The sequence below is a fragment of the Flectobacillus roseus genome (assembly GCF_030056595.1).
In the GTDB taxonomy this organism is placed as follows: Bacteria; Bacteroidota; Bacteroidia; order Cytophagales; family Spirosomataceae; genus Flectobacillus; species Flectobacillus roseus.
Genome location: NZ_JASHIF010000026.1, coordinates 68,529 through 87,162 on the forward strand (window position 1 = coordinate 68,529; position 18,634 = coordinate 87,162).

The 18,634-nt window shown below is 38.3% G+C and carries 11 protein-coding genes; 3 read left to right on the forward strand and 8 right to left on the reverse strand.

What is annotated here, in order from left to right; translation table 11 throughout:
* Positions 1 to 3: 3 nt before the first annotated feature.
* Positions 4 to 1,650 carry a TldD/PmbA family protein gene (locus QM524_RS23345; RefSeq protein ID WP_283346455.1) on the reverse strand — a complete coding sequence of 549 codons (1,647 nt, stop codon included), beginning with the start codon at positions 1,648 to 1,650 and terminating at the stop codon, positions 4 to 6.
* Positions 1,651 to 2,203: 553 nt separating this feature from the next.
* On the opposite strand from QM524_RS23345, the gene QM524_RS23350 reads away from it, so the two are divergent.
* The gene (locus tag QM524_RS23350) at positions 2,204 to 3,199 is read left to right on the forward strand and encodes an AraC family transcriptional regulator (protein WP_283346456.1); all 996 of its coding nucleotides are present in this window, start codon (positions 2,204 to 2,206) and stop codon (positions 3,197 to 3,199) included.
* 182 nt (positions 3,200 to 3,381) lie between these two features.
* Here QM524_RS23350 and QM524_RS23355 read toward each other — a convergent pair whose 3' ends face one another.
* The 7 genes from QM524_RS23355 to QM524_RS23385 form a co-directional block, all read right to left on the reverse strand.
* Entirely contained in the window at positions 3,382 to 4,332 is a 951-nt protein-coding gene (locus tag QM524_RS23355; RefSeq protein WP_283346457.1) for an NAD-dependent epimerase/dehydratase family protein, read from the reverse strand.
* A 236-nt stretch (positions 4,333 to 4,568) separates the two neighbouring features.
* A complete protein-coding gene (locus QM524_RS23360; RefSeq protein WP_283346458.1) occupies positions 4,569 to 6,203 on the reverse strand; it encodes a RagB/SusD family nutrient uptake outer membrane protein in 1,635 nt (544 codons plus the stop codon).
* Positions 6,204 to 6,284: 81 nt separating this feature from the next.
* Positions 6,285 to 9,461 (reverse strand): SusC/RagA family TonB-linked outer membrane protein, encoded by a 3,177-nt coding sequence (locus QM524_RS23365; protein WP_283346459.1) that lies wholly within the window; start codon positions 9,459 to 9,461, stop codon positions 6,285 to 6,287.
* Positions 9,462 to 9,951: 490 nt separating this feature from the next.
* The gene (locus QM524_RS23370; RefSeq protein WP_283346460.1) at positions 9,952 to 10,527 is read right to left on the reverse strand and encodes a hypothetical protein; all 576 of its coding nucleotides are present in this window, start codon (positions 10,525 to 10,527) and stop codon (positions 9,952 to 9,954) included.
* Positions 10,528 to 10,560: 33 nt separating this feature from the next.
* Positions 10,561 to 12,198, reverse strand: a complete 1,638-nt coding sequence (locus tag QM524_RS23375) for a SusD/RagB family nutrient-binding outer membrane lipoprotein (RefSeq protein ID WP_283346461.1) — start codon at positions 12,196 to 12,198, stop codon at positions 10,561 to 10,563.
* Between the two features lie 48 nt (positions 12,199 to 12,246).
* Positions 12,247 to 15,438: a SusC/RagA family TonB-linked outer membrane protein gene (locus tag QM524_RS23380; protein WP_283346462.1), complete on the reverse strand. Its 3,192-nt coding sequence runs from the start codon at positions 15,436 to 15,438 to the stop codon at positions 12,247 to 12,249.
* A gap of 376 nt (positions 15,439 to 15,814) precedes the next feature.
* The gene (locus tag QM524_RS23385; protein WP_283346463.1) at positions 15,815 to 16,567 is read right to left on the reverse strand and encodes a patatin-like phospholipase family protein; all 753 of its coding nucleotides are present in this window, start codon (positions 16,565 to 16,567) and stop codon (positions 15,815 to 15,817) included.
* Positions 16,568 to 16,788: 221 nt separating this feature from the next.
* On the opposite strand from QM524_RS23385, the gene QM524_RS23390 reads away from it, so the two are divergent.
* Positions 16,789 to 17,631, forward strand: a complete 843-nt coding sequence (locus tag QM524_RS23390; RefSeq protein ID WP_283346464.1) for an MBL fold metallo-hydrolase — start codon at positions 16,789 to 16,791, stop codon at positions 17,629 to 17,631.
* Positions 17,632 to 18,014: 383 nt separating this feature from the next.
* On the forward strand, positions 18,015 to 18,455 hold the full coding sequence (locus QM524_RS23395; RefSeq protein ID WP_095163405.1) for a response regulator: 441 nt from the start codon (positions 18,015 to 18,017) through the stop codon (positions 18,453 to 18,455).
* The last annotated feature ends 179 nt before the right edge of the window (positions 18,456 to 18,634 follow it).

Sequence of the window (18,634 nt, forward strand, 5' to 3'; positions counted from 1 at the left end):
GTTTTAGATTTTTCTTCCTGTATTAATCACATTCACTCCGTTGAAACGTGTCGTGGCACTACCATGTGACACGGCGCTTACTTGTGAAGGCTGACCTTTTCCATCGAAGAACGAACCGAATGTACGATAATCATCTTTATCACAAATCTGAGCACATGAGTTCCAGAATTCTTGTGTATTTGATTGATATGCTACATCATCGACCATTCCTGTGATTTGACCATTTTTGATTTCGTAGAATAACTGTCCACCAAATTGGAAGTTATAACGCTGTTGGTCAATCGAATAAGAACCACGTCCAATGATATAGATACCTTTTTCAACACCTTTAATCATGTCTTGTACGTTCAACTTCTCTTTACCCGGACGCAAAGAAACGTTTGGCATACGCTGGAATTGTACTGAATCCCAGTTGTCGGCATAGCAACAGCCATGAGATTCTTTCTCACCCAAGATATTTACTTGGTCACGAATCGCTTGGTAGTTTACCAAAACGCCGTCTTTAATCAAATCCCATTCTTTACAAGGAACACCCTCGTCGTCGTAGCCAACTGTACCCAAGGTATATGGTTGAGTTTTATCAGCAACGATATTCACTAATTTGCTACCATAGTTAAATGATTTAGTTTTCCATTTGTCCAAAGTGGCAAAACTTGTACCTGCATAGTTAGCTTCATATCCTAACACACGGTCAAGCTCTAATGGGTGACCTACTGATTCGTGAATTGTCAAACCTAAGTGATTTGGATCAAGCACAAGGTCGTATTTTCCAGCCATTACTGACTTAGCCGTCAATTTTTCTTTCGCTTGTTTAGCAGCAAAAATCGCATCTTCGACCATGTCGTAAGAATTGCGGTATCCTACCAAACCATTTGGACCAGGGATTTTTTCAGAAGCTAAACCATCTAAATACTCATAACCCATACCCATTGGAGAAGATATCGCATCACGAGTTTTAAACTTACCTGCTTGCTTATCTACCGCAGTTACGGTAAATGTTGGCCAAATACGGTGAACATCTTGGTCGATATAAGAGCCGTCGGTTGAGGCAAAATATTTTTGTTCGTTGATGAAAAACAAGTTAGATGTAACGAAGGCTGCACCATTTTTCATAGCTTCGCCGTTTACATTCATCAACAAATCGATTTTTTCTTGAATAGGAACTTCGAATGAGTTCTTTTTGAGTGGTGTTTTCCAAGAAACCTCTCCTACCCCTTTTTGTGGCGCAAGAACTACTGGTTCTTTCTGGATTTTTGAGTTTGCTTTTGCAATGGAAACAGCAGTTTCAGCGCATTTAGCAATACCTTCAGGCGTAACATCGCTAGTAGCAGAAAAACCCCAAGTTCCGTTGGCAATTACACGAATACCTACACCATAAGATTCGGCATTCACTACGTTTTGAACTTTGTTTTCACGGGTAAATAAATACTGTTGGAGGTAACGTCCGATACGAACATCGGTGTATGTGGCGCCTTTGGATTTAGCAGCGTTTAGTGCTACGTCTGCTAAACGTTTCTTTGTTGCTACGTCGACACCCGAACCAATTAAATGTTCGGCTGGAACAACATTTCCCAAGACAGGTATAGCTGATGCACCCATAAGCGCACCTAAGCCCATACCAGACAACTGGATAAAATCCCTTCTTCTCATATTGGGGTTTGCTGATTGAAGTTAAATAAATTTTGAAATAAGATAGATTCTGTAAAAGAGGTTATCCGTTTGGATGTACTCCTGAATAAATACTTTTACGTTTTTAAGCCCCAACACAAGACAACACTAACTTGTATTAATAATTATTGGTATGTGGATTTATTAATTTTCAATTTTCGACCTAAAAGAGAACATATAGGTCGTGTTGCCATGTTATTGTGTGATGCTTAACAATAAAAATACAAAATCTAGGCTATTATCCAATACGTTATTCGACAAAATGCGGGCTTTTATCGACATCTGTAAAAGAAAATATTGGTACATAGCACTTTTTGCAGAAGAAAATTGGGAGATTAGGACTTTTTGTAGGAAAGATTGTTTTGAGAATTGGCAATGAGCGTTCGGCTTTAAGCAATCAGGTTTTAATTGAATCGTTGTAGATGGTTGTGTTTGAAAATTTTCGTATAGTTCCAATTATCAAACGACTATTTGTAACTTTACTTCATGGTGATGCCTCCACTGATTACCTCCTCAAACCAACTTGTATTATTCCATGAAAAAGACTTTAGCGATAGGTTCTGTAAATATGATTCTTTGGGCAGCCAATACTAGAGGATTAGATACTTCTGATATTTTGAAAAGTCTTCGCATTTCCAGTCAAAGTTTACAAAATCCTGATGAAAGAATTGAGATAGCTAAAGTTCAAGCTATCTGGAAAGCTATCGTTGAAAAATTAGGAGACCGTTCGCTTCCTTTACAGATGGGCGAAATTGTCAGCCCTATCTCGGTGGGTATTTTAGCGTATGTGATGATGCACGCACCTAATCTGGGAAAGTCGATTGAGAAACTTTGTCAGTATCAAGATATTGTGTGTAATGCAGTTGAAACAACCTTTCATCAAAAAGGAGCAATATCCATTATTGACTTACGAGTTAATTCTGAGGATATGATTTATCCTGAATTTGCCCTCGAGTCCGAAATGTCGGTCTATGCCAGTGCTTTCAGAGCGCTTACGCTTTCAGAGTTTAAACTTTCAGAAGTCCACTTTGAACACAGCCCTACAAGCGATTTAGCGATATATCAGAGAATTTTCCAATGTCCTGTATTTTTTGAGACTGGTAAAAATTGGATGGTATTTGAAAGTTCACAGCTTGAAAAACCTATCCTCAATGCCAATGCAAGCTTATTTCCTGTTTTTGAGCAACATGCCCAAGATTTACTAGCTCCCCTACAACCCAAAACAATGTTTAGTGATGTGGTGAAAACAGAGATTGTAAAATGCTTGGTTGGACAAGAACCTTCACTTAATCATATAGCGATGACTTTAGGGGTTGGAGTGCGAAATATCCAGAAAAAATTAAAAGAAGAAGGAAAAAACTTCCAGCAATTATTGGATGATGCTCGAAAAGAATTAGCCATCAAACATTTGAAACAGCCTTATTCTAGTACGACTGATATTGCCTATCTGCTTGGTTATTCAGAACCCAGTGTTTTTTATCGTTCTTTCAAAAAATGGACTGGACAGACGCCAAGCGCATTTAGGGCGTAAAATATAACTCCTAATTGAGTGAATTGCAGTGGAGTGATTAATTTAAAAAAGAAATTCGTCTGTAGAGATGTCCGAAGGATTTCAAAATACAAGGTATATATATAATTTCCGAAATCAGAAATCCGCAATAGTTTGAAATCCTTCGCACACTAGTTACTCATATTTTTATTTTGCATTAATACCTATGACTGGTATCCTTTCCATGACAAAGCCGTTTTTATTGCCTCCTCCAACGGAGTTTCTTTAAATTCAGGAAATAGTTTCTTCAACTTATCATCATTCAATACCACCGTATTTTCATAGAGATAGATCATTTCCTTAATCTCTTTTAGGACAGGAATAAAAATAGCCAACAAATTTATCATCCATTTTGACATTAATTGATATTTGGCTGGCTGTCCAGCTTGCTCAGCAATTTTGGCAAATAGTGTTCGCATAGATTTGTGTACTTGCCCTCCGTAATTATATACTGACACCTCCTCTACCTGCTTAATCTTCATTAATTCAACCATGATTTTGGCAGCATCTGGCGTATAAACCGTCTGGTGAGGAATATCCATATTGCACAACCATCGCATAGGTTTTCCTTTGAGAGCATTCGCAAAAATGGGACGAACACCTTCATTCATCACATTGGGTCCCCAAAAGTCGGGAAGGCGCACAATGAGTAATTTGCATAGGTTATTTTGTGCAGCAGTACGCATCATCGCTTCCAATTCTACACGAATTTGCCCTTTTACAGCGCAAGGATTTTCTGGACTTTCTTCAGTAATAGGAGTCTGAACCAAACCATAATTATAAATATTACCAGGAAAAATGATTTGAGCTTTATTTAGATTGGCAGCTTCAATGACATTTTGTGTTGCCTGTTGCATATTTCCTTTCCAAGCTTCATAAGAATAATTAATCCCATGAAATATCACCTTTTTATCTTGGGCAAGAGTTTTCAATAATGCACCATTTTGTACATCTCCTTCTACAAATTCAATCAATGGCGTTTGATCAAAAATTTGTTGAGCTTTATGTATATCTCTAACCAACAAAGTTACAGGGATTTTTTGCGCTACAAGTTCCATGGTAAAAGCATATCCGATGCTTCCTGTTCCACCTAAAATAAGAATATCTGAGTTCATAGTTTTGTTTGTTTTAATGATACAAAATTGGCTCAGATAATTGGTTCTACTTGTGACCAAAAGCGAATGGCAATATGACAAAAAGCGAAAAATTAACTTAAATTCTAACATGGTAGAATAAACAAAAACGCCCCTTCACCGTAGCGAAGGGGCGTTTGAATGAAAGCAATGAATGATTAAGTTGGTTCGATGAATCTAAATTTCTAAACTCAGCACTCACAACTCAACACTCAATTTTATTGCTTAGGGTTTTTGATTGGAGCACTACCAGCAGCAGCAGGGTTGTATGCCAACTCATTGTCTGGCACATCCCAGTAATCCAAGTAACCATAAGTAATAGTAGCTTTGGTATTGATAGTTTTACCATCTTTAGAAATAACTACCGCATTTTTGCGACCGCTATCCAACACACCCCAACGACGAGCATCGTAGAATGCTAAACCACGGAAAGCCAAAGCCACACGTCTTTCTTTACGAAGTTCTTCTTTAACTGTAGCTAAGTCTGTTGAAGCAAGAGCAGCCAAACCTGCACCTTGGTAAGTACGTACAGTATTGATGCTAGTAGCAGCGCCAGCGATATCGCCAGTGTATAATTTAGCCTCAGCCTTCATCAATTCGTTTTCTTCGTAGCTACCTAACATATACAATTCGGCCTGACCAGCTGTACGATTTGTATAAACCATTACACCTGCTAAACCATTACCCCCATCTTTGATACCCCAACGAGTGTTGAAAGCATTACCACGGTCAGAGTTACCAACCCAAACAGCAAATTGGTTGAAGTTATTAGCCAAACGCTTGTCACCAGCATTAAAATCTTGAATCAAACGTTCAGAGATTTTGAAGGTACCACCTGATGCGTTAGCACCTACACAACGAGCCGCTACAGAGTAACTCAATGGTGAGAAAATATCACCAGCTGTGTTAGTGTTACCAGCAAATACAGGGTCAGAAGAACCAACACCAGCGTTAGTCAATGTTAGAATTTGATTCCATTGAGCAGCAGTCATCGAAGCCACAGGCGTGTTTACGATGATATTACGTGCTTTCAAGGTGTTCAAGTTCTTGATAAACTGTGCAGTTGTAGGCACAACACCTTTTCCTGTTTGGAAATAACTAGGAATCAAAGCACCCAATACTGATGAATAATCAGCGGTATTAGTGATTGCTCCTAATAAAGCAGCAGCTTTGTCATAGTTAGCATTAGATTCGTCAATAATTTTTTCCTTCGCTAGGTAATTTCCATTAGTTGAACTTGATGCATTGTTAATCAAACCAGCATAATAGATTGAACCTATACGAGAATATGCATATCCTTTCCAAAGGTAAGCCCACGCTTTAATCGTATTCTTTTTCGTTGCAGCATCGCCAGAGAATGTTGTTTTTTCAACAACTTCTAAGATAGAGTTAGCAGCATTGTTCAAACCGTACATCAAAGCCCACTCATGAAAACCAGGGTTACCACCTTGTTGAGCATTTACGTTGATATTGCGTAGCAAAGTAATTTGCTGACTTGGAGAGTTCGGGTTTGGTACAACAGTTCCATCATCTAAAGTAACTGAGTTAGGAGCTGACAGGTTGTTCATATACGTGTTAGCAGCCTCTGCAGCTACAACATCACCCATCATTTCATGAAAACCAATTACTCCGTTGTAGAATGCCCCTACAACACCATCATAGTATTTGTCACCAGATGAAGTAAAACCATTAATATAAATGGCACCTTGAGCCAAACCAATTACCCCAGATTCTGTTGCAGCACTGGCAGGTGTTGGCTGGTTAGGGTTTTGAATATCGAGTTGATCTTTGCACGACATCATCATACTACCCATGAGTAGCACCGAGAGTGCAGTAATTTTTATCTTTTTCATTCCTTGTGTCGTTTAAACTGATACTTATTTCTGAAAATGAAGACTAAAAATAGCGTCTTCTATTGGAGAAAATTTGGCTGACTAGAAACCGATATTCAAACCAACTTGGTAAGAACGAAGGTTTGGCATAGTGTTGTGGTCTGTACCTCTATCCCAAGCAGAACCGTTTGAACCAGAAGAAATCTCTGGATCCATACCAGTGTACTTAGTGATAGTTGCCAAGTTACGACCAGTCATTACCAATTGTAGTTTTCTGAAACCTTTAATACCGAATGCTTTTACTAAGTCTACAGCAACAGATAGGTTACGCAAACGAGCGAATGAAGCATCTTCGTAGAAATAGTTTTTCGTACCATTACGAGAAACCTCAGCATAAACACCACGATAGAATGCAGACCATGCGCCAGTTTGTCCATTGATAGTGATAGGCACTTGGTAATCAGCGTGAATACCGTCACGATACATCCATTCTTTCGTTTGGTTGTACAAGTGTGAGCCATATACCCAGTCAACTTGGAAGTTAAAGTTAACGATACCTTTCCAACTAAAGTCATTAATAAATGACATGTTGAATTTAGGGTTAGGATCGCCAAATGCAAATTGCTTAGTTGAGAAATAAGGAGCTTTAGTTGTTTTGTTTACAACCCAGCCATTACTTGCTACTTCATAATTACCACGATTTGCCTCTGCAATGGCGAAATTTCCATCAGGTAATTTTTCATCTAAACTATGAATAGCGTAGAAACCATACAACTGACCGATTTTTTCACCTGCTTTCAATACATAACCAGTAGACCCTGCAGCAGAAGTAATAACCACCTCTGCACCACCACGTACAGCTGTAATTTCAGAAGTTTGCTTACCGAAGTTAGTAGTAAAGTTCCAAGAGAAATCACTGTTTTTGAAGATCGAAGCATTCAATGAGAATTGGAAACCTCTTGAAGCTAATGAGAATGCGTTATCTTTCAAAGTACCAACCCCTGTCGATGGAGCAGCGTCAATGTTGTAAATCGCATTGTCAGTACTTCTTTTCCAGTAACTAGCGTTGATAGACAAGTCATTGAACCAAGGAGTACCTTTAGCCAAAGCCAAACCGATATCTGTACCAATTTCAAGTTCTTTAGACACCTCTACGTTCAAGCCTGGGTTCGACTGTGACAATGGGAAATAGAATGAGTTACTTGTGCCAATTGTTTTAGTGTTCAATGTTACATAACGGTCAAATTGGTTTGGTTGGATACCTGCCTCACCATAAGCTGCACGAAGTTTGAATTCTTCAACAGTACTTGCAATTTTTGAGTCTTTCCAGAAATCAAAAGCAGAAAGACGAACATAACCATCACCACGTGGGAAAGTAAATGGCGTCGAAGCAGCACCAAACGCAGAAGAGTAGTCAGTACGGAAACCACCAGAGATACCTGCCACTTCACCATAATCAACACGTTGGTTGATCAAATAACCATAAGTAACAAAAGGAATTTTGTAATCACTTGCAATACGGTTTGTAGGAGTTTGTGACGCGTTGAATGGCGTGTAAGTTGGCAAACCTAAACCGTAAGTAATATATTGTTTGTAATAACGATCTCTCCAGTCAAATGATACTTGAGTTGAAGTACGGATTGGTAAACTCAAACCGAAGTCTTTTTGGAAATCAGTTTTGAAATAAGCTGATGCCAAGAAGTTTTGGAAAGTTGTATTGTAAGTATAGTTATCCAATTCACCCGAACCATCTGTACCATAATTGTTTAGAAAGTATTGTTGGTTTACAGAGTTTTTGTTACCACTTTGGTTCAAGTAAGTATAGATATCTTCTTCGTGCTGATAGTTGATACCATATTTAGCATCCAATTCTACAAACTTCGGAAACTGATAGTTCAATGAGAAGTTTTGAACTACATCAATTTTGTTCACCAATGATGTTGAATATTGATTCACAAAGTTAGGGTTTGCACCGTTTACCCCTACTGCATCACCAAAGTATGCAGGATAGTTGCCATCAGTATCTTTGAAATCATAGTTCGCAAATGGACGAGAGTTGAACACTGAATAGATGATACTTCTACCTGTTGCATCATTGATAGTATTTTTTGTGTAAATCAACTGAGTGATTGAACGCAATTTCAAGCCTTTAGCCAATTCTGTACCGATATTTGACGTAAAGTTAGTTCTACCAATACCGCCCAAGTTTTTGAAGTTAGTTTCTTGTTGAGCGTGAGACAATGACATACTAAAATCACTTTTTGCTGTACCGCCTGCGATTGACACCGAATGTTGGTGGTTAGTCGAAGGTTGGAAGAACATCGAGAAGTGATCGTAATACTGCAAGTTTTTGTCGTAAGGCTTGTTAATTTGAACAGTCGGATCAGTCGAGTTCCAAATAACGTTTTCTGAATAAGAACCCAAGGCAGGATCCAAAGTCAAAGGCTTACCCGAACCGCCAACTACTTCATTGTTGGCATTCGTAACAAAACCATGCATGTTTGCTTTTTTCAAACCGCCAATGTTCAAATATTCAGAACGAATTACGCTAGAAGAAACATCAATAGTCAATTGACCATTTTTACCCTTTTTGGTAAACAACTGAATAACACCATTAGCACCTTGAGCACCATAGATGGTAGCAGCAGCTGCACCTTGAACCACCTCAACGCGATCGATAGTATTCAAGTCGATTGAGTTTAAATCAGTAGTTCCCAACTGAATACCATCCAACAAAATCATTGGAGAAGTACCACGGTTGATTGTGTTGATACCACGCAACAAAATGTTTACTGGCTGCCCAGGCATACCATTACCAGAAGTAATTTGCGCACCAGCAATTTTACCAACCAAAGCTTGGTCAATAGACGCTGATGGAACTGATGGTAAATTTTTTGCACTTACAGACTGTACATCAATAGCCAATTTTCTTTTGTCTACAGCAGCACCAGTACCTGTAACAACAACCTCAGAAAGTTGTTTTGCGTCAACAGTCAATTTCACGTCAATAATCGAACGATTACTAATCGCTACATCTTGACTTGACATACCCACAAAAGAGAACGAAAGTGTGCCATTGGCAGGAGCTAGAATTGAATAAATTCCGTTAGCGTCAGTTTGAGTACCTTTAGCTGTTCCTTTGAGTTGAACAGTTACTCCAGGAAGACTAGATCCGTCTTCAGCAGATGTCACCTTTCCTGTGACTTTGCGGTCCTGTGCCAAAATAAATACACAAGAAAGCATAGTCAACAAGAAAGTCATTAATAGACTTTTTCTCATGAACTAATTTAGTTAAGGTTGAAAAAATTTGTTAAGGTTATTTGTGCCAAATTATAAAATTATCAAGAAACTCACAATAGGATTTCAAAATGATATTTTGCATTTTTTTAAAATCACCTACATTTTTCCCTCAATTTCTCCAAATAAGCCAAATTTATTCTAGTCTAAAATAATGCGTTAGTACCTAATTTTGAACATAAAGCGTTTGATTTGACCACTATTTATAAGTATAAACTACTAAAAAATATACCATTCAAGTAGTCTATTAACCGTTCAAAAAAAATTCTAATCAAATCTTAATTTTTTGTAAAAGTGTAGACCTGTTTATGCAATTTAAATAACTATACTTTGCTAAAAGTAATATAGATATTCAAAAAATTGAACATTTCTAATGTATGATTTGAAGATTCAAACGCTCGTTTGTATTCTTTAAAAAACAAAAAACCGAGCTCAAATAGAGCTCGGTTTTAGGAAACCATTCAATTGTCAGTTATTGAATTACGTTTACTCTGTAAAAAAATGGCGAACTATAAAAAGCCCCGCCTGTAATATTTGGTCCAGTGTTTGTATTCGTATAGCTTTTGCCATTAGTAAGCTTCATTGTACCTGTTATTTCAAAGCTATCGCCTACTGATATGTCTGCTGCAACAAGTTTGGTTGCTGTTAAGGCCTCAGAAGACGAAATTGAGATAGTAGCACGAGGATACCCTGAAGTTGGATCTTTGGTAAAGCTTGATGCTGGAATGCTCTTCAAGGTAAGCTGAGCCGTAGTTTTGGTACCATTGGCAGGAGTTGCATCTACAAACTTTATTACCAAATCGTACGAAGCGAAAAGAGTCCCAAAGTTGGGAGTAATTGCCTCTGCCAAAAACTCCATTTTACTAGTGGATAACGCAGACGTCTTGAAAGTAAATGAGCTTGAGCTTACAGGGTATGGCGATACCGTTCTGATATAACCACCAGTTTCTAAGGCATTCAAATCGATAGGCTCAACCATTTCGGTTTTGCAGGCTCCTATCAAGAGTCCCAAAACCAGCATTATTGAATATATCTTAAAGTGTTTCATTGTATCAATTGTTTATCTTTGAAAAGAAGCTGCCTATTTGAATAAACTTGCAGGATTATTATCCCAGAATACAGGCGTTGTCATATTGGCTTTCTGTTTCGCATTTACGTTTCTACTAACAAATGCTGTTGGATAGTAAAACGAACGAATAAATGAGCCAGGGTTTGGATCTAATGCAGGTTGCAAGTTAAGCGGCATACCTGTACGGCGATAGAGGTTATAAGCCTCAATACCATTTCCATACAGTGCAAACCAATATTCTGTTGCAATCACATTGAGTTTTGCCGATGTTGTAGCTGCTGCATCATACGCTGTAAGGACAGCCTTCACATAATTGTTGACTTGGTCAGCCCAAACAATATTACTACTGGTCTCAAATGCCGTAATTTTACTAGACTCAGCCGAGGCCAACATAAATGCACGTACATCTGCCATTGATTTACGAAGCGCCGATTCTAACAAGGTCTTAGGATCGCCATTGGTACCTAAAGTCAATGCTGCTTCTGCTAACATAAAATCAGTAAAAGATGACATTAGCATAGGTTGAATCCCTGCCCCTGCTGCCCCTGCTACTAGAGCAACTGGTCTTCCTGCGTCATTATCATATAAGCCACCTGCTGGATACAAGCCCCAAGCAGTTCTTTTCAAACCATCTGGTGGAATACCTTCGTTACTCAAATGGTCACGTCCCCAATATCCTACGTTGGTTGGCAAACAGTAATAATCTGTTGCTGCATAATGATTGGGCTTTTGGTTAGTAATACAACGAATTTCGTTTACATCTTTAGAGTTAACGGTTACCTGACGATAGAAATAAGCTCTAATACGAGGGTCTTTTTTATCATACATCAAACCCATGTAGGCGTTAGATTGATAATCGCCACCACCCGTAGGAGAATATTGTCCTGCATATCTAGGATGACGGTTGTCGGGGTTTACTTGGTTGCTACCATACTTAAAGGTAAAATTTTGAGTCGTAGTAGAAATCAATTTATTTCCCGCAATCAAAGTATTGATACCAGTCTTTGAACCTGCAGCATCAATCAACTTTCTATTCAAATAAATTTTCAATTTCAAAGTATTTGCCGTGCGAATCCAGTTATCGATAGTACCACCAAAGTACAAGTCAACTGTCAAACCAGATTTAGATTTGGCGTTGAAGTTTTCGATAGCTTTATCCAAATCCGCCAAAGCAACCGTATAGACAGTTGCACCGCCATCGACTTTTGGGTTAAAATTAGAAGCATCCAATGCCTCTGTATAGGGCACATCGCCAAAAATATCAACAAAGTTCATCAACACCGAGGCACGTACCACTCTGGCAACGCCAGCATGAACAAAAAACTCACCTTGTTCCGCTAAAGGAATCAAGGTTTTTACATCGTTCAAAATACCTGCGTAAGCGGTAGTCCATGTACCATCTAATCCACCTGGTGTTACGGCATTATCATAAATTGCAGCTCCTGCATTGAGCATACGAGTCAAGCGCATACCCGGATCGCCTACTTGGTTGAAATGTGTGGCATAACTCACTTGAATTTGACTAGCCAAATAATTAATATCTGTATTATTGGTAGTCACAGCGTTGGGGTTGTCCAATAAGTCTAGCTTACACGAGCTTATGACTATCGACATCAACGCGAGCCATAAAAAATGTATTTTCTTTATCATCATCATATCAGATTTAAAGTAAATTCTACACGTTTTTGTGTAAGAATATTAGAACGATAGTTTGAGAGTTCCACCGATTCTACGAGCACTAGGTCCTGTCAAGAAATCAAACCCAAGACCATTACCAACTCCTAGACCTAGGTTATCCGTATCAAGATTTAGGCCTTTGGGAATGTTTAGCGCTTTGTACCATAGGTTATTTCCAGAGAATGAAAGACTAGCTCCTTTGATACCAAAGCGTTTCAAGAAAGTCTTTGGTAAGCTGTAAGAAAGTGACACCTCCTGCAAACGAACCGTTGATCCATCATACATACGACCTTCGTCACCGAAGAAAAATACGTTATTGAAGTACACATCTGATGCCGTAATTTGGATATCATTCACAGAGCCATCTGCTTTAACACCAGGGAAGATGTACGTTTGTGCGCGGTCATAGCCTGTTTCTGGCCCTGATTCGATTGTCAAACCTCTACCCAACAATGCACCAGCCGTAGAAGAGTAAATTGCACCTCCATGACGATACGATACCATTACATTCAAAGAAAACTTCTTGTAGTTGAAGGTATTGATCAAACTTGTCACAAAAGCAGGGTTCGGGTCTCCCAAAACTACAGGGGAAGTAGTGGCCTGAAGGTTACCTGAGGCATCAATTAACAAACGACCCTGAGCATCTCTACGGAAACCTGTACCTTTAATAATGTTGAAAGGTTTTCCAACAATGGCATAGTTACCCAAGGCTGAGCCAAATCCTGAAATTTGTACCTCTTGGATAGTTCCACCCAAATCCAATACTTCAGGCGTATTTCTCGAAAAGTTAAAGGTTGTTTCCCAGCTAAAATCGCCCCTTGAAAAAGGTGTACCTGACAAGCTTAACTCGATACCTTGGTTACGAATTTTACCTACGTTAATAGTGGTACTTGTATAACCAGTAGCAGCATCCAAAGGAGCCGAAGTAATCAAGTTACGAGTATCACGACGGTAAACTGTTAAGTCAAAACTCAACTTATTGTTGAATAATTTACCCTCCAAACCAAATTCAGTTTCAGTATGAAGCTCGGGTTTTAGGTTAGGGTTCCCAAGTGTATTATCAACCGAGTGAGTCTGAATTGGACCAGTTGTAAACCAACCTCTCGCATTCTGATTCAAGATATTACGTGTTTGGTAAGGGTTTGGAAAACCAGCAGAGGTACCAATACCAGCACGAACTTTCAAGAAATTGATAGTATTGTTTGCCAAACCTTCAAAAGCTGTTGTAGGCACAAAAGACAAACTTGCAGAAGGATAGAAAATTTGTCTATTTTCCTTCTCTACTGTAGAAGTCCAGTCATTTCTTCCTGCTACGTTAAAGAACAAATAATTGTTGTAGTCGGCAGTGATTTCACCAAATACCCCCAAACGAGTTTGTTCGCTGGTAAAGTTGCTAGCCACGTTATCAATAAAGTTTGAGTGACGGAATAAATTTCGTGCTAACTGATTTTGGCTGGTAATACTATATGATGAAAATCTATCATTACGCATATTACCTCCTATTTTACCAGACATCGTCAGTTTGTCTGACAAGGTTTTGTTATATGACAAAATCAATGAGTTATCCCAAATAGTATTCTTGAAATTAAGTGAGTTATACAAACCATTTACAAAAGATACGCCACCTTTGTTCAACATATATTCTTGTTGTTCATCGTAAGTATCCAAACCGATTTTGTACAACAACATCAAATCTTTTCCTAAATCATAGTTGAATGTAGTGGCTGAGAAAAAGCGATTTACCACACCAGTCGTTTTATAATTCGCTAAAATCCATCTTGGATTCGGAATGTCATTACCACTTCTAAAATATACTGAACTACCATCCACTGGACTTTCATAAGGCCAGCCCATCAAATCCACCTGACGCGGCGTAAATAGGACGTTTGCCAATACAGAAGGGAAATCATTGGCATTGTTACCCTGACCAGCACTCAATGGTGGTGCATACTGGTCGGTATTAGCAAAATTAAATGAGGTAGTCGCTGATAACTTTTTGGTCAACTGAGCATTCAAACCCAAACCGATATTCAATCTTTTCAGGCCGTTTTCTGGAATAAATCCTTGTTCAGCATTATAACCCGCAGAAACGTTGTAGCTTACCTTTTCACCACCACCCGAAATGTTCAATGAGGTGTTGGAAATAAGACCAGTTCTGAAAAAGTCACTTACGTTATTTGGGAAAATCTCCATTTTGTAAGGACTCACCGAAGCTACATAATCTGCCATAGCAGCACGTGTAGTAGCATTCGTCAAGAACGCATATGGGTGAGTTGTCAAAGCTGTATTGGTATTCTGTGAAGGATACAAATAAGCCTCCGCCAAAGATGGTCCCCAGTTACTAAAGAAATAACCTAAGTTTTGTTGAAAACCACCCACATAAGTATTCTGATAACGAGGCAAATGTGCCGTATTTGTAAATACTGATTGGGTTACTGAAAACTCAGTTTGGCGAGCCTTTTTAGTACCATTTTTGGTGGTAATCAATATTACACCATTTCTACCTTGGTCACCATACGTAACTGTTGCGGCCAAGCCTTTTAGTACCGTAACATTCTCAACATTGTTTGGGTCAATATCCAAGAAACGGCTTGAAGATGATTGTCCACCGCCTGTAAATCCTCCGCGTGTGTTGGTGTTTGAGTTAAAAGGAACGCCATCTACTACAAACAAAGGCTGAACAGATCCAGTGATAGATGAATAACCACGAATGGTAATATTGGTACCAGTACCAGACACCCCTGAAGTAGAAGTAATGTTTACACCAGGAATTTTGCCTTGTAATACCCTACCAACATCCGCTTGAGGGCGGTCTTCCATTACTTTCTTATCCAGAGTAGTAATCGAATAGCCTAACGCACGCTTTTCACGAACGATACCCTGCGCTGTCACAACCACCTCTGATAACTGCTTAGAGTCACTTCCGAGCTGTACATTAATGGTGGTTTGAGTACCTACAGGAACATCTTTGGATTCGAAACCTACGAAAGAAAATCGTAGAACGGCGTTTGAGCCACTAATTGGGAGAGAAAAACTACCCGAGGCATCAGTTTGGGTACCTTTGGTTGTACCTAGGAGTGTAATGGATACACCCGGTAGAGCAGCTCCGTCTTCGGCAGACGTCACCTTCCCCACCACCTTACGTTCTTGAGCTTGTAAAAACGCACAAGACAATAAGGTAGCGAGAAAAGTCAAAAGGAGACTTTTCTTCATAAATTGTAGTATTTAGTAAAGGTTAAAAATTTGTATTGCATCAACAAATTAGTAATTTATCTAGAATACCACAATATTTTTCACAAAATATTTTATTAGTTTATAGTGAATATTTAGTCATTTTTATTGAAAATATCACTTTTTACAGTATTTTATGTAAGTATAAATGTCATAAACTAAAATAAGACACCCTAAAATGCCGTTTTTTCAACGACAAATTAGGTATTTTAATCTACACAAAACGCCAACTTATCTCAGATTAACTAATTAGAAAACGTCATTTTTACGTCTTTTTAAGAATTGACCTTGAAAGGAATATTTACTTATCAAACAAACAATATAAAATTGCACTTTTCTAATTTTAAAAACATTAAAATTATTCCAAAGCTTTAAAGTCAAAATTACGTGCATACTCGTATCCCACTTTAAAAATATCCTTGGCTCTTCGAATATCTTGTGGTTCAAAATTTACCAATGAAGGAGGTTCTATTAGTAGATTACATTGTGCCAGTCGAGGTTTCGAGTTATTGTTAATCGCCAAGTAAAGGCTTTTTTGAACAACACTCGGAATAGACTTTAAGTTGGGGTTTTTACCAAAGGGATTACAATGGCTTCCGATGATAAAATCACAGTGAGGCAATAGCGGTTCAATTGGCATATTATTCAGTACACCCCCATCCACAAGAACACGTCCTTCAAAAGTGACAGGCTCAAATAAACCAGGAATACTGCAAGATGCCAAAACAGGCTTTATGAGTTCACCTGAAGAATAAAAGACACTTTCTCCTTGCATTATATCAGTGGCGTTTACAAAGAAGGGCAGTTTGAGATTTTCGAAGGAATTATGTGGAAGATATTCTAAATAGATTTCCTCCGCCTTTTGCATGCGTAACAAGCCCAATCTGCTAAATGCAGGTCGAAAGGCCTTGAGGGTATTAGAAGAAACCACTATTTCAAAAATATGATCTGGAGAGTATCCTGCCGCAAACATTACCCCAGCAATAGAGCCTGCACTGCAACCTGAGAGGTAATCAATAGGGATTTTTTGCTCGACCAGTGCTTTGAGCACACCCAGATGAGCAATACCTCTTGCTCCTCCTCCCGATAAAACTAATCCAATTTTTTTCATATAGACGTTATCTGTATATCCGTTATTTGTGTATCCGTTATCTGTTATTTGTGTATTTGTTATCTGATAATTTAATTTCATTATCCCCTTCCTCACTATCCCCCTCACCCCTAAACCCTTTTTCCCTATACCACCTCTTCCCTTTTTCCCAATCACATATATAATTTACTCAACTTCCCTTATCTTGCAAATGTTTAACAAGACAAAACACAAGAACAACAATGAATCTTTATAGCATTGATGCTGGCAACTTCAAATTAGATGGAGGAGCGATGTTTGGAGTAGTTCCAAAAACTTTCTGGAATAAATGGTCACCTGCCGACGAAAACAATCTTTGCACATGGAAAATGCGCTGCCTGCTGATCGAACAAAATAATCAACTTATCTTGGTGGACACAGGCATGGGCGACAAACAAGATGCCAAGTGGCAATCGTATTATTATCGACATGGTGATGCTGACTTAATCAGTTCAATTCGAAATGCAGGTTTTTCGGAAAATGACATAACAGATGTAATACTCAGTCATTTACATTTTGACCACTGTGGTGGTGCAGTCCAATGGAATAATAATCGTACTCATTTCGAAAGTACATTTTCAAATGCTAAATATTGGACACATTCGAAGCACTTAGACTGGGCATTGAATCCCAATATGCGTGAAAAGGCAACATTTTTTAAAGAAAACATTTTACCGCTACAAGAGGCAGGGCAACTCTATTGCATTGATAAAGACCATGCCTCCTTTGAAAATATTGAGTTTTTATTGGCAGATGGTCATACCGAGAAAATGATAATGCCCAAAATACAATATCAAGGAAAAACATTATTATTTGTAGCAGATACTATTCCTTCGGCAGGGCATATTCCTGTGCCTTATGTGATGGGTTACGATGTACGACCACTTCAAACGATGGAGGAAAAAGCTAATATTCTTTCTAAAGCTGTTGAAGAAAACTGGGTACTCTTTTTTGACCATGATCCCAATCATGACTGTGCAACGGTAATTTCAACCGAAAAAGGATTTAAAATTGAACAGACATTTCCGTTGACTGAACTTAAATAAAAAATGGGACAAATGGCTGATAAGGGTTTACAAAAATCTCAACCGCAATTTTGGGCATGAAATTGAGTATTTCTTGTCAGCCAACCCTCATTATTGCCCAATTCACGAAAAATTATATTGCATTAACACTTTGGCAAGGTTTTAGTATTACCATTTACTCAGTTAGCAAAACAATCTAAATATAACCACTAAAATTTTTCTGGTTTGTTGTAAATAATTAATATCTTTATGTGGTTTTAAACCATACCCATAAAATCATTGATATTAAGTTTCTTACGAAAATCCGCCCAACAAAAATCTTCGTATATTAGGCAAGATGTGATTGCTAACACCTTTTAATTTTGTTACAAGAGCGCTTCTGCCTCATATACCACTGTCAAATTATGATTACCAACATGTTGAAGAAAGTTTTACTTGTAGACGATGACTCTGTCACTTTATCACTTTGTGATATGGTCATAAAACGCTTTACCTTTGCCGAGGAGGTAGATAAAGCACAAAATGGGCAGGAGGCAATTGATTATTTCAACGATATTGTAGACGACTCTAACAATTCGAACACAGATGTACCTGCAGTCATTTTCTTAGATTTGAATATGCCAGTTATGAACGGTTGGGATTTTCTTGATGAGTTTATCCGTAAAGGATTCAATAAACTTTTTCCAGATACTCGCATCATTGTTCTATCATCGAGTATCGACCCAAGAGATATTCAGAGAGCGAGTAATTACGACATCATTATCGAGTTTATCAGCAAGCCTCTTACCTTGAAGGTAATTAAGGAGATCAAACAACACTCAGCATTAGTACCTCACTTTTCTTAAATGTTCCTAAAACAAAACCCTTAAATTGTGACAATACTTCACTAGAAAACAGATTGTTAACTAGCTCAAGGCATCGAAATTCTTGTAATCGGAATTATTTTAAAGGTTTTTTTTGATTTTATTTCCTTCCTGAAGAATTCGGATATTTCAATAGTTATTCTATTTTTGTAACCGAGTGC

Bases quoted from the DNA above. Each gene is read 5' to 3' on its own strand.
- QM524_RS23345 (WP_283346455.1), bottom strand. From the start codon at position 1,650: ATGAGAAGAAGGGATTTTATCCAGTTGTCTGGTATGGGCTTAGGTGCG.
- QM524_RS23350 (WP_283346456.1), top strand. From the start codon at position 2,204: ATGAAAAAGACTTTAGCGATAGGTTCTGTAAATATGATTCTTTGGGCA.
- QM524_RS23355 (WP_283346457.1), bottom strand. From the start codon at position 4,332: ATGAACTCAGATATTCTTATTTTAGGTGGAACAGGAAGCATCGGATAT.
- QM524_RS23360 (WP_283346458.1), bottom strand. From the start codon at position 6,203: ATGAAAAAGATAAAAATTACTGCACTCTCGGTGCTACTCATGGGTAGT.
- QM524_RS23365 (WP_283346459.1), bottom strand. From the start codon at position 9,461: ATGAGAAAAAGTCTATTAATGACTTTCTTGTTGACTATGCTTTCTTGT.
- QM524_RS23370 (WP_283346460.1), bottom strand. From the start codon at position 10,527: ATGAAACACTTTAAGATATATTCAATAATGCTGGTTTTGGGACTCTTG.
- QM524_RS23375 (WP_283346461.1), bottom strand. From the start codon at position 12,198: ATGATAAAGAAAATACATTTTTTATGGCTCGCGTTGATGTCGATAGTC.
- QM524_RS23380 (WP_283346462.1), bottom strand. From the start codon at position 15,438: ATGAAGAAAAGTCTCCTTTTGACTTTTCTCGCTACCTTATTGTCTTGT.
- QM524_RS23385 (WP_283346463.1), bottom strand. From the start codon at position 16,567: ATGAAAAAAATTGGATTAGTTTTATCGGGAGGAGGAGCAAGAGGTATT.
- QM524_RS23390 (WP_283346464.1), top strand. From the start codon at position 16,789: ATGAATCTTTATAGCATTGATGCTGGCAACTTCAAATTAGATGGAGGA.
- QM524_RS23395 (WP_095163405.1), top strand. From the start codon at position 18,015: ATGATTACCAACATGTTGAAGAAAGTTTTACTTGTAGACGATGACTCT.